The organism is Peribacillus muralis (assembly GCF_001645685.2).
GTDB classification, from domain to species: domain Bacteria; phylum Bacillota; class Bacilli; order Bacillales; family DSM-1321; genus Peribacillus; species Peribacillus muralis_A.
Genome location: NZ_CP017080.1, coordinates 1,044,420 through 1,057,545, shown reverse-complemented (window position 1 = coordinate 1,057,545; position 13,126 = coordinate 1,044,420). Strand labels below are relative to the sequence as shown.

Sequence of the window (13,126 nt, the reverse complement as noted above, 5' to 3'; positions counted from 1 at the left end):
TGACATTTTCATTGCAGGAAAGATCTTAATTCTTACAAAACGAGCCTTACGAATCATTCGATCCACAGGAAATGCTCCTGTTTACAGTTGACTGATTGAATTGTATTTCCATTTTAAAAAAACTCGTGATCCGATACAGTCGGTTCACGAGTTTTTTGGAAGCTAGGCTTATATGTCCTTCAATACTGTTTAGTGGCCATTTTAATTACAGTAGAGTATAGGACCCTAGCTCCTGCACCCATATCTTCTACAGTAACGTATTCATCAGGGTGGTGACTAAGACCATCTTTACAACGAACGAAAATCATTGCAACATTCGTCACATCCGCCATAGCCATTGCATCGTGGCCAGCTCCACTTACAAGGCTGATGACGCTTCCATCCAGTTCGCTAATGGATTCTTCGATTACTGCAACCAATCGATCATCACAGTATACAGGATCGGCTTCCATGACTTGTTCAAAACGTATTTGAAGCCCTCTTGCCTTTGCTACTCTTTCACTTTCAGTTAGAATGGCATCAATAGCTTTTTTCTTACGATCAACATTCAAATCACGGATATCCAACGTCCCTGTTACAAGACCTGGTATTACATTACTGGCACCCGGACTTACGTTAAGTTTACCGACGGTTGCCACTAATGGTTGATTTTTGATAGCGATGTGCTCAATGTAGGATATGAGATCACTAGCTCCTAAAAGTGCATCTTGCCTGATGGCAACGGGAACTGTCCCAGCATGTCCAGGTTTCCCGATAATTTCAAAATAAAATCTTGTGGCACCAGCGATCCCACTAACTATTCCTACAGGTTCATTTTCCTTCTCCAGCACAGGCCCCTGTTCAATATGAAGTTCCAAATAAGCGAAAAGCTCTTCCGGGGTACGGCTAGCTTCTCTATAAGCATATGGGTCAGCAATACCAATTCCTTTTAACGCTTCAGCAATTGTTATTCCTTGTCCGTCCGCCCTTTCTAAATCTTCAGCAGTAAAAGTCCCTGCAATCGCTTTACTGCCGAGGAAAGTTGAGTGAAACCTTACTCCTTCCTCATCACAAAAACCTACCACTTCGATTGGATTGTTTAATATAATGCCATTATCCTTAAGAGTTTGAACAACTTCTATTCCAGTAATAACTCCTAAAATACCATCATATTTACCTGCTTCAATCACGCTATCCAAATGTGAGCCAATCATTAAAACTGGAGCTGTAGGATCTTTCCCTTCATAACGTCCGATTATATTGCTAAGAGCATCTTTTCTTACCGTCATCCCAGCTGCTTTCATCCAATCTTCAACAAGTCTTTCTGCTTTCAAGCTTTCCACTGTGAAAGGTAGTCTAGTGACACCCACAGAGGTGGATGAACAAGCAGCGAGTTCTTCTGTCCTTGTGTTGATTCTTATAGCATCAATATCCTTCTGAAGTTTAACCAATCGATCACTTCCTTGCCAATGTAATCTCTTTTTTTGTTAGGTAATTCCAATTTCTTAAGATTCAAGGTCATAGTAACACCTTATTTAGTTGTGGCTCAATAGGAATTTTGCATAAATAAGCTTTTTGAATAGTAGATTAAACGGCGACAGGCAAAAGCGCTGTCACCGTTCAATCCATATTGTAAATATATAGGTAGGCTAACTCACTAAGCGCCCTGTTCTTGAATGTACTAATGACCATGCATCAATGAGAGTACGTTTTGACTGTGCAATGACAATATCTGAAGCTTCTGTACCTACAGGTTTCACTTCAAAAGCGACTATATTCTTTATCCCTTCACCGATGTAACCAATTTCTAATAGAGATCTTAAATACTCGGCTAATTCCGCAACATCAATTTCACTTCCTGGATATCCGAAACGCGGATGCTGATCTCCGTATGCCGGATCGGAAGGATCTTTAATATAGCAATTGCCGATATGGGCATGGTTAATATAATCACGAGCAGCCGTTAAGGCATCACTGGATGTTTCACGTTGCATTGGTAAATGACTTAAATCGAGCATCAAACCGAAAGTGGGATCTACCTTACGGACTTCTTTAGCGACTTCAACAGCAAGTTTATTCGAACCAATCAGACATTTCTTGTCCGTTTCATCATCAAACGTTTCAAGTGAAAGTACTAAATCTCCTTTTGATTTTGCATAATCACATATTTCTTTGATGGAATTCGTTAGTAATTGTAAAGCAACATCTTGTTGATTTTCCGGCTTGGCCCCACTTAAGAAACCAAGTTTAGCAGCATTTACTTCGTAGGCTTGGTCAATTCCTGCTTTAACTAGATCGATGGCCCTTCTACGCTCTGCTTCATCAAAAGAATTAAGGTTTCCTTTGTTTCTTAATAGAATCGGTTGTGCACCAAATCCCACAGTCATTCCACCAGATTGTAAAATTTGAGCAGCTTCTTTACGTTCTTCTGGTTTGTTGATGGATGTAATCTCAATTCCAGAGAAAAAATCATCTTGTACAATCTTCTTAATCGTTTCAACGGTTGGACCATCTCCCCCCATCGTTTCCGGATAAGCCATAAAGTGAACAATTCCGACTTTCATAGAATTATGAAGATTTGCTGACATTTTATCGCCGATTTTTCGGCTTCCCTCCCTTATTAATCCTTTTATTTAAGTAAGGTCAATCCTACTTTTCATTACTGATATGTTTTTTGAAGCAACAGGTTAATGTCCCATTGCTTCAAAAAAATCACGTCCAATAAAGTGGTGATCATTTGGAATAATCGATATCTTCAGAGTATTTGAATCCGTTAAGGGCCCCGTTGTTAGAGAATTCGCATGCGTTCTTAGGATCTGGATCGACTATGACTTCGATTAAATACGGCTTACCTGAGTCAACTGCACGTTGTAGAGCTGGTTTGATATCATCATAATGTGTCACAAGCTCACCACGAACACCCATACCTTCAGCCGTTTTCACAAAATCGATTCCTCGCTCTTCGTTATCACATAATTCATTTTTGTATATTAGATCTGTAGATATTTGGCGCTCATTATAGAACCAGTTTTGTTGTTGTCGAATCAATCCCATCAATGAATTATTCATACAGAAAATAATGACCGGAATATCATGTTTCGCAGCCGTGGCAATATCTTGTAATGACATCCCTAGGCTTCCATCACCAAGAATGTTTACACTTTGTCTTTCAGGAAATGCAAGCTTCGCTGCCATTGCTGCACCAAGACCCCAACCCATTGTCCCCGCACCACCAGTTAATAGGTATGTTCTTGGTACATACGTTTCAAATAATTGACTGGACCAGATTTGGCTGATGCCGCAGTCATGTGATACAAAAGCATCCCGATCCAAAAATTCACGAAGCTCGCGCAATGCACGTTCTTGTCTGATCGGAAGTGATGTGTAATCCGTTTTACGTGCCCATTTCTTACGCTCTTCAGTTAAGTTAACTCTAGTACCTACCTCGGCAGTTGCCGCTACATGGGCACCAAGTGCTTTATGGGCTTCTGCAAGTTTAACCATGAATGTTTTAACATCGGAAACGATACCTAAAATGGTTGGCACCACTTTACCGATTTCCTTATTATCAAGATTTACGTGGATAATTTTCTTACCATTTTGTGTGAATACCGAAACATTACCAGTAGAACGATCTGCAAAACGTCCGGCAAGGTTGATTACTAAATCAGCTTCAACAATTGTTTTGTTACCGAATGGCGTATCAAGCATCGTTCCCATACGTCCAGCGAATAAAGGGTGATCATTGGGGAATGTATCCATACCCATGCCAGAAGTTACTACAGGGATTTGCAGTTCTTCAGCTAATGCTTTTAATTCAGCGGTAGCGTTTGCAATGTTGACCCCTCCACCAGAAAGCAGGACCGGCCTTTTTGCATCTTTTAATAATTCTAATGTTTTCTCTATATCAGCGGCAGAAGCTTGTGGCAAGTTATCGACCGGAGTGGAAGCGATAAGTTCATCTAAATCAACTTCTATTTCAACTTTTTGTTGATCGACCGGTAAGTCAAGAAGAACTGGACCTTTTCTTCCAGTAGTGGCCGTTACCCATGCTTCATGGATAAATTCAGCAGCTTTCGATCCGTCAGTTAAACGGTATGCCGCTTTAGTTACAGGCTTTGCCATTTCCACGATAGGGGCTTCTTGGAATTGCATGGTTCCAATTAAACTATTTTTTTGTTGACCAGTAATCGCTATCATTGGAATTGAATCCATCCATGCTCCGTAAAGACCAGTTAAGAAGTTCGTTCCACCAGGTCCTGATGTGGCGGCACATACACCTACTTCACCAGTTGCCCTTGAATACCCGTCAGCCATGAAAGCACCGGTCTGCTCGTGACGGACAATATATGATTCAATATCAGTTAATTCTTTTACTGCATCATAGAATGGTAAAATTGCGGCTCCCGGTACACCATAAACATGTTTCACTCCTCGTTTTTCTAAATACAAGGCGATTAACTCAGCAGCTGTCATTTTTTGTTTAGCCATTTATATCTCTCCCTTTTGATCCTTTTTTATATTATCAAAGATTTGAGCAATCGATTCTTTGTCCCCAACGTTGCCGGGAAATACGATATAAGGTGTATTTTTAAATTTAGCTTCACTTCCGGTTAACCATACTGGAACACCAGCGATCGCTTGACCTAAAATTTTTGCATATTTTATTTCCAAGCCCTCAGTTGCCACATCACTAGAAGTTATACCGCCTTTAGCCATGATGAATTTCGGCTTGACTTTTAATGAGCGAATAACTTGAACTAAAGAACTTGAAACGGTTTGACTGATTTTCAAATTTTCTTCCTTGTCGTTTGCACTAATTAAATCCCTGCTTGTAAAAACTAGTGTATCGTGATTAGAAGAAATATTATGATCCACCAATTGACATACTCGAGTTAGCTCTTCCGTTCTTGTTTCTTCATCGAGAATTTTCGGAACACTGATTTCAATTTGTTCAATCGGGTATTTGTTCATTAACTCTTTAATTTGTTCCGTAGTTTTATTCGTGTGAGAACCTACTATAATAAATCCGCCATTCTTTTCGTTTGCATCATTTGAAACAATCTCATTAGCTGATAAATATGGACGCTCCTGAATACCCGCAATCGATTTAACAAAAGATGCTGCCGTTCTAAACAAGAAATGCTTTCCAGAATCAATTGCTTTAAGGACTGCCAATGATACGATGTCCAAATCATAGTAAGATTTTGCATTTACTATAATAGGAGCATTATTGTTGGCGGATAGTAAAATATCATAAACTTCATCAATGCCACCTTTATGAATATCTTCAAGTGAAATGATCAAAGCTGACTCTGAGTTCACGCGTCCATTCGTCTTCTCTTCAATCCATTTCGGCAAATTTGCAGTATTGAAACCAAAAACCGAATCATTCGCGAATTCTGTCTCGTTCACTGGTACAAGCTGGTCACCCACACCTAAAAAATGTGTATTATCCAAGGTGTAACGATGTGCTTCAAAAAATGCCGGTATGATTAAATGACCTGAAATTTCCACATGAGCCGTTTTAAATAATTCATCTTGGAGCACATTAATTTCGAGTGGATAATGTCCTCTCAATGTTGAGTCACTTCTACTTATAATCGAATAATCAATACCCATTTCCTTAGTAACGTCAACAATGTTTCGAACAATCTCCCGATTGATGCTTTCCGTTTTTTCTGAATTGTAACTTCTTGTGTTCGTTAAAATATAAAGTACGCTTCTCTCATCAGATAACCCTTTTTTAATCCAATCCTTTCCCCAGTCCGTGATGACAAAAATATCATGTACCGTTTGGACACCTGTTGGATCATCATCTAAAACGATGAACTTATGTTTTGTTCGTTTTAAATGAGCTTTGATTTCAGCACGAAGACCATCATCCGATTTAGAGAAGAGGTCTAAAGCATCCTTTAAACTTGGATATTGGGTTCCTTTTGACAAAAACCCTCCCCCCTTTCTTTATTTAAAAATGTGATTAGCTAGTTACTCTATGACCTAATAATTCATTTGCAGTCGAAACGATCCGGTGTGATCTCAATTCAAACAAATCAAGTAATTCATCCATTTTCCCAGAAACTCCAAAACGATCATTCGTACCGATCCTTCTTAATTTAGCTGGTTGGTTTTCCGATAATACTTCAGCAACTGCACTACCCAACCCACCTATAATCGAATGCTCTTCAACTGTGATAACATGTTTTGTTTTCGCAGCAGAGGCAATGATGGCTTCTTTATCAATAGGTTTAATTGTATGAATGTGCAAAAGTTCAGCGCTTACACCTTGCTTTTCTAATTCACCTACTGCTTTTAGTGATTCATCAAGCATTATCCCCGTACTGATGATGGTAATATCAGCTCCTTCACGGTATTTAATTGCTTTACCTATTTTGAATGGTTCTTCTTTTTTTGTAACGATCGGTACCGGTAATTTGCCAACACGGAGATAAATAGGTCCTTCATGGTAGTAAGCAGCTTCTACTGCCTTTTCCATTTCAACCGCATCTGCTGGAACAATTACAGTCATGCGTGGGAGTGTGCGCATTAACGAAATATCCTCAAGCGGTAAATGTGTTGCACCTTCTTGAGCAGCTGAAGTACCAGCGTTATGACCAACAATTTTTACATTGTTATTCGAATAACATACGGATATCCTCATTTGATCGAATGCACGCCCAGTAAGGAAGTTTGCGTAGGCATTCGCAAATGGTACTTTTCCTGCGACTGCCATACCAGCTGCAGTTCCCACTAAATCACATTCAGAAATACCGATGTTGAAAAAGCGGTCTGGAAATCTATCTTTATAAAGATTTGTCATATTTGATTTTGCGCAATCCGCGTCAAGTACCACTAAATTTTCATGTTTTTCTCCAAGTCTGATCAGTGCATCAGCAAAACCTTTACGTGGTGCTTCTAGATTCGCCATCTTAAGCCAACTCCTTTAATGCGGTTTCTAATTGCTCATCATTTGGAGCCATACCGTGCCAATCATGTGTATCTTCCATAAATGAAACGCCCTTGCCTTTAACCGTATGAGCTAGAATTGCTGTAGGTCTGCCTTTAGTGCGTTTAGCTTCTTTATACGCTTCATTGACTGCATTAATATCATGACCGTCAATTTCAACGACGTGCCAGCCGAAAGCTCTAAATTTATCACCAAGATTTTTTACACCTTTTACATTTTCAACGAAATCATCAAGTTGAATTTTGTTCCAGTCGATAATCGCACAAACGTTATCAAGATTGTAATGTGCAGCTGTCATTGCCGCTTCCCATACTTGACCCTCTTGGAGTTCACCATCACCAATCATGCAGTATGATCTTCTGTCGCGACCATCGAGTTTTGCAATTAATCCCACACCATTAGCCACTGATAACCCTTGACCAAGTGATCCCGACGATATATCTACACCCGGAATATGCTCTCCGCATGGATGTCCATGCAACCTGCCGTCCACATCCCTGAAGGTCATTAACTCTTCAACTGGGAAGAAACCTTTTTCAGCTAATACCGAATAAAATACAGGAGTACAATGGCCCTTAGATAGGAAGAAACAATCTCGGTCTTCCCAATCCGGGTTGTTAGGATCTACATTCATGTGTTCAAAAAATAGCACGGACATTAGTTCAGTAGCTGATAAAGAACCACCGGGATGACCGCTTCCTGCATGGTTCGTCATCTTAACTATGTGCCGGCGAATCTTTTTCGTTAGATTATTATAAAAATCGCTTTTCTCTTTAGAAAAATCCACTATTACTCCTCCTTTTAGCATCTTAATAAGCAACGCAGTTTCATTTAACAATTAAAAAAATAAGTATTTTGTTGCTTATTAACTAACGCTGTTTCTTATTTTGATGTTATCACCATTTTTTGAATATTTCAAGTATTTCTGTCAATTTTTTATTAAAACTTAAAGCCCAAATAATCAGACTGCCTGATTGAAGATAAACTTGAATCAATAAATCTCCACAAAAAAAAGAATTGGTCTGACACCAATTCTTTTCACACTTTATTTAATTGTCTGTGTAGCCAAGCCTTTGGGAAATCTTTTTACCAATATCCATTATAATTGGTTTAATTTCAGTTAATCTCTCTTCAGTCATTCGGATGCTTGGTCCTGAAATGCTAACGGCAGCAGTGATTTTCTTCCGGTTATCAAAAATTGGAGCTGCAATACAGGTGATTCCTTGTTCATTTTCTTCAATTTCCCTACCAATGCCTTCGTTCCTTATTTTCCCCAATTCTTTAAAAAAAGAGTCTTTATCTGTAATCGTTTGTTCAGTATGCTTCGGCAAACCATGCTTGTCAATTATATCTACGATTTCATTTAATGGCAGATGGGCCAAAATTACCTTCCCGACTGCCGTACAATGCATGGGGGCCCGTCTCCCTACTTGTGAATGAGTTCTAAGGGTTTCACTTCCCTCAAGTTTTTCAATATAGATTACCTCTCCTTGATCATATACGGTCAAGTGGATCACTTCATTGATATGTGATTCCAACTCTTCCAGAAAAGGTTTAGCTTGAGTTCTCAAGTCAATAGATTCAAGTAGCATCGAACTTAATTCTAAGTATTTATAGCCTAATCTATATTTTTTAGTTTCAGGATTTTGTTCGATGAAACCATGATTTACAAGAGTACTTAATAATCTGAATATGGAGCTTTTATTTAAATCAAGGTTGGAGGCAAGCTCAGTAACCCCAATCCCCTCTTTACGCTTGCTTACTAATGAAATAATCGTTAACGCCCTATCCACTGACTTAACCATTTGCAATACCCTCCGATTAAATCCTATATTACTGATCCTGTTTTCTTTATCTTACCACAATAGCAATCCCCAAACATAACAGCATTCAAAAAATAAAACAAAAAGAAGGTATGACGCAATCAAGAGCTACTTAAGTGCCCTTTTAGGTCAACCTTCTTTAGAGAATTTTATGCTTTTACGAAGCTACTTTTTGTCGAAATGAACTTCCCAATTGGCTGACCTACGATCCCCTTCTCTAGATCAAACACCAGTTGTCCCCTAACAAATGTTTGCGTCACTCGACAGTTAATCGTTCTTCCAACATAAGGGCTTTGTTGATGACGGTAATACAAATCTTCGGGCTTAACTGTGTACGATTTATTTGGATCAAGGATGATGATATCGGCATCATAGGAAACTTTAATGCTTCCTTTATTTCTTAAGTTAAATATTTCTGCAGGCTTTGTCGCTATCATTTTTGAAAATTCACTTACCGAAACCCCTCGATTCCTAACAGCCTCATCAAACATTAAATCAACATTATTCTGGCAGCCACTAATCCCTCCCCAAACATCAAACATATTATTGGTGTCGCTCTGCTTCATAACTGGAGGACATGGGGAATGGTCGGATGTCAGGATATCGATTTTCCCCTCCTTAAGAGCTTCCCATAATTTATCCTGTTCTGTTTTGGAACGAAGCGGCGGAGCGCATTTTGCAACTGGCCCCATATTTTCGAAGTCTTCCGTATCCAGCATGAAATAATGAGGACATGATTCTATCGTAACCTCTTGGCCTTGTTCACGTGCTATAAGGATTTCTTCAACAGCCTCCCCACTGCTAATATGAACGAAATGTAATTTACATCCAGTCTCTTTACCAAATAACAATGCACGTTTTACAGCATCAACCTCAGTGAAAATCGGGCGGGACTCTACATAATCCCTTGCTGTTGTCTTACCTTGTTTTTTCTTATCAATTGCCAGTTTATCTGTAAGCTCTGCATTCTCAGCATGTATAGATAAAATATGCCCCAATTCCGAGAGTTTTTTCATACCTTGATATAAAGTAAAATCATCAACATTTTTAAAATCTCCAATTTCCGCACTACCACATGTTGCCATAAAACATTTGAAGGCCACGACACCTTCGTTGGAAAGCTCCTCTAAATCCTCGAGATTATCAGGAACTAATCCACCATACAAAGCATAATCAACATACGCCTTATTTTCAGCAGATTTTAATTTTAAATGCAGTGAACTCTTTGTAGTCGTTGCCGGCAAAGCGTTTAATGGCATATCAACAAAAGATGTCGTCCCCCCTGCAGCCAATGCTTGAGTTCCTGTTACAAACCCTTCCCACTCCGTTCTTCCTGGCTCACAAATATGGACATGGGCATCTATCATCCCAGGCATGACATATTGATGGGATGCATCAATGATTTCAGCAGAATTACCGTCAATTTCTTTTGATATTTCCGCAATTTTACCATCAAGTATACCGATATCCAGTTTTTCTACTGAATGTTCAATGACTACGTTTCCATTCTTTATCACTAAATCATATTTCATTATCCCAGCCCCTTTTTTCTAAAATTTGTGTATATTCACTATATTCAACAGCCTTGATTTCCCTCAGATTGCATCAACCACCAGGAATAACGCCTTATTTTTCAAAAATAGTACCCTTTTTGAATTTTGAATCTTTAAATGCAAACTTCATTAAAAGGAAGTAGGCAATACCTCCCACAAATACCCCGATAATCCAAGCAAGTTCCACTTTGATGAAGGCTGCTCCGGCACCGATAATCAATGCAAGCACTGCTGCTGGATTATACCCGGCAAATGGGCCGTCTTCCTTATACAAATCTGCAACATTCACTTTTTGCTTTCTTAATATATAATATTCGACTAATAATATAGAAACGATAGGACCTAAAAATGCGGAATAAATAAGAATGAATATACCAAGACCCTTTGCCGAAGAATCCTGTACAAGAACCCAAGGGAAGGAACAAAATGCAAGCAAGCCGGTTATGGTTACTGCTGGTTTATATTTCATTTTTGTAAGCAGGGTAATAACATAGGTTGGCGGTATGATATTGGCAACCATGTTTACGGCAACCGCACCCAAAACGATAAATGCCGATACAAAGAGTGTAATATAAGAGTTATCAACAACTATCGCAAACGCTTTCACAGGATTGTTGATACCGGTTGCGGAAGCAAGCATTCCGCCGATTGCAAGTGTCAAGCCGTACGCTATTAATATAGGCAGAAAGTACAAAAACCCGCGTTTTGCGTCGCTAATACCAGATTTGAGCTCTCTTGAATAGTCCGCTGCACTTAAAAAGATTGCCGCATAATTTCCCATAAACATCATGATCAATGCAAAGAAAGGTAAGCCCCATGATCCTTCTGCATGTACCCATTTCACTGCAATAACATCGCTATAGGAAGTTAGTAAAACGCCAAACACATAGAGAAGCGCCAAGACGATAACAATGGACGCAAGCGTTTCAACCCACTTAATGGCATGGAATCCATACAGTGATAGCCCTATTTGCACCAATTGCAGCACTACAAAGCAAATGGCAACATGATCAAAGGCGCCGCCCGTAATTATCTTCACAATTTCATTCAAGGCCGTACCGCCAATCCAGCTTTGAAAACCGTACCAAACGATGGCGGGAACACCGCGCATTAGTGATGATATTACGGAACCTTTCAGCCCAAAGGACATTCTAAGCTGAACAACATACGGTATTCCCGTTCTGTATCCGAGCCTGTCATTTAAAGCAAAAACAGTTGAAATGATACCAATTGCCATGATAGCGGCGGCAAATGTCTGAAAGATGTTCAAGGTAGCTATTCCCGCTACAATTATACTAGCTCCTAGTGTCATGTTACCAAGATTGACACCGTCTCCAACCCACATGAAAATATAGTCTAACGGTCTTACCGTCCTACCATCCTCTGTTTTCGGATTAAGTGATTCATCCACACCCGTATCATGTTGAATTTGCGTTTCTTCTGAAACGTAACTATTTATATTTGTAGACATGATACATCCAACCCCTTTTTGTTGTTTTTCGCATTTCCGATATTTGCAATGGTTAACAAGTTAGGTCTTTGATGTTTACCGAGGCTATGATAAGATCCAATCTTCCTTTTCAGTGTTCTCTTCTGTTTTTCCTATAGAAAAAAATGCGACCTTGTTTTGTTCAATGTACTGCTTCCCATCGATCCTCCACCATTTATTGTGTTACACTCCAGATTAGTCGCGCATTAAGCAACATAGTTTCTTTGAATTATCAAAAAAAAAAATAACAAGGCAAATACATTACATGGACTGTATCACCTCCTTAAAGATCCTGTCAGTAAGCGCTTTCAACTCGGAATCATTGAAAGATATCTGTCAATGAAGGCGAGAACTGTAATTCCTCATTGAAATGAAGATTAGACTCTATTTCACTAAGGTGATTGAGTGATAAGCGTTCTGCAAGATCGCCATCCCTTTGCTTAATGGCATTAAAGATTTGCATATGATCGTGAGAACCACATGTTTCCATTTCACCTCTTCCATAGATTGCTATAATCACATAAGTTAAGGAAATTAAATCTTCTAGATATTGATAAAAATAGGAGTTTCCCGCAATTTCAGCTATTTTCAAATGAAAATCCCCGGATATTTTCAAAGATTCATAAAAATCCGGGCTCTCATTAATTTGTAGCTCTTCTTCAACCAGAGTCTCTAGCTCTTGTAATTGTTCCTCAATAAAGAGTCTGCATGCTCTTCGCACTGCCTCTCCTTCTAAAATTCTCCTCATTTCGAACACTTCTTTTGCTTCTTCAATTGTTGAACAAGAGACAAAGGTACCTTTATGCTCTTTAATTTTCACTAATTTTTCGTATTCCAATCTTCGCAGAACAGTTCGAACAGGGGTACGGCTTACACCAAACGATTCAGCAAGATCCTTTTCTATCAGTTGCATATTTGGCCGAAGCTTCTGCTGGATGATAGCCTGCTTGATTTTTTTATGGATATCCATTTCTAAACTATTCAACATTCATGCCCCTCTCAATCAGGAATTCAAAATTGAATGCCGCATTGTATACAATACTGGGTAAAAAAAATTCAAAGTATAGCCCTCATTTTTGTCCTTTAATAAGCAACAATGTTTCATCATATGCGTGAAGTATACAATCTCATTATTAAATGAATTCTTCACATTTTTATACTATCACCGCTACCTTGGTTACTCAACAAAAAATATAAATATTCAGAATATTATCCACTCCTTTTCAATAACATCAACTTTAACTCTATCCCTTTAAGCTACTAATGATTTTTTTCTCTCAATGCTTACACCTCAGCCGATATAAAACCATTAGTA

At 38.9% G+C, this 13,126-nt stretch carries 10 protein-coding genes; all 10 read right to left on the bottom strand.

The annotated features are described in order from the left end of the window. Window positions 1-179: 179 nt before the first annotated feature. The 10 genes from ABE28_RS05035 to ABE28_RS04990 all read right to left on the bottom strand — a co-directional run bounded on the left by ABE28_RS05035 (window position 180) and on the right by ABE28_RS04990 (window position 12,799). Entirely contained in the window at window positions 180-1,430 is a 1,251-nt protein-coding gene (locus ABE28_RS05035; protein ID WP_064466766.1) for an allantoate amidohydrolase, read from the bottom strand. Window positions 1,431-1,628: 198 nt separating this feature from the next. Continuing rightward, window positions 1,629-2,567 carry a sugar phosphate isomerase/epimerase family protein gene (locus ABE28_RS05030; protein WP_064466767.1) on the bottom strand — a complete coding sequence of 313 codons (939 nt, stop codon included), beginning with the start codon at window positions 2,565-2,567 and terminating at the stop codon, window positions 1,629-1,631. Window positions 2,568-2,712: 145 nt separating this feature from the next. Further along, window positions 2,713-4,470 carry a thiamine pyrophosphate-binding protein gene (locus ABE28_RS05025; protein WP_064466768.1) on the bottom strand — a complete coding sequence of 586 codons (1,758 nt, stop codon included), beginning with the start codon at window positions 4,468-4,470 and terminating at the stop codon, window positions 2,713-2,715. After that, window positions 4,471-5,925 carry a four-carbon acid sugar kinase family protein gene (locus ABE28_RS05020; RefSeq protein WP_064466769.1) on the bottom strand — a complete coding sequence of 485 codons (1,455 nt, stop codon included), beginning with the start codon at window positions 5,923-5,925 and terminating at the stop codon, window positions 4,471-4,473. 34 nt (window positions 5,926-5,959) lie between these two features. After that, window positions 5,960-6,907: a transketolase family protein gene (locus ABE28_RS05015; RefSeq protein ID WP_064466770.1), complete on the bottom strand. Its 948-nt coding sequence runs from the start codon at window positions 6,905-6,907 to the stop codon at window positions 5,960-5,962. A gap of 1 nt (window position 6,908) precedes the next feature. Then, window positions 6,909-7,733: a transketolase gene (locus ABE28_RS05010; protein WP_257390716.1), complete on the bottom strand. Its 825-nt coding sequence runs from the start codon at window positions 7,731-7,733 to the stop codon at window positions 6,909-6,911. Between the two features lie 262 nt (window positions 7,734-7,995). Beyond that, window positions 7,996-8,751, bottom strand: a complete 756-nt coding sequence (locus ABE28_RS05005; protein ID WP_064466771.1) for an IclR family transcriptional regulator — start codon at window positions 8,749-8,751, stop codon at window positions 7,996-7,998. A 167-nt stretch (window positions 8,752-8,918) separates the two neighbouring features. Next, entirely contained in the window at window positions 8,919-10,301 is a 1,383-nt protein-coding gene (gene allB, locus ABE28_RS05000) for an allantoinase AllB (RefSeq protein WP_064466772.1), read from the bottom strand. 94 nt (window positions 10,302-10,395) lie between these two features. After that, window positions 10,396-11,793, bottom strand: coding sequence for an NCS1 family transporter (locus ABE28_RS04995; RefSeq protein ID WP_064466773.1), 1,398 nt, complete (start codon window positions 11,791-11,793; stop codon window positions 10,396-10,398). A 337-nt stretch (window positions 11,794-12,130) separates the two neighbouring features. After that, window positions 12,131-12,799, bottom strand: a complete 669-nt coding sequence (locus ABE28_RS04990; protein WP_064466774.1) for a GntR family transcriptional regulator — start codon at window positions 12,797-12,799, stop codon at window positions 12,131-12,133. Between the last annotated feature and the right edge of the window lie 327 nt (window positions 12,800-13,126).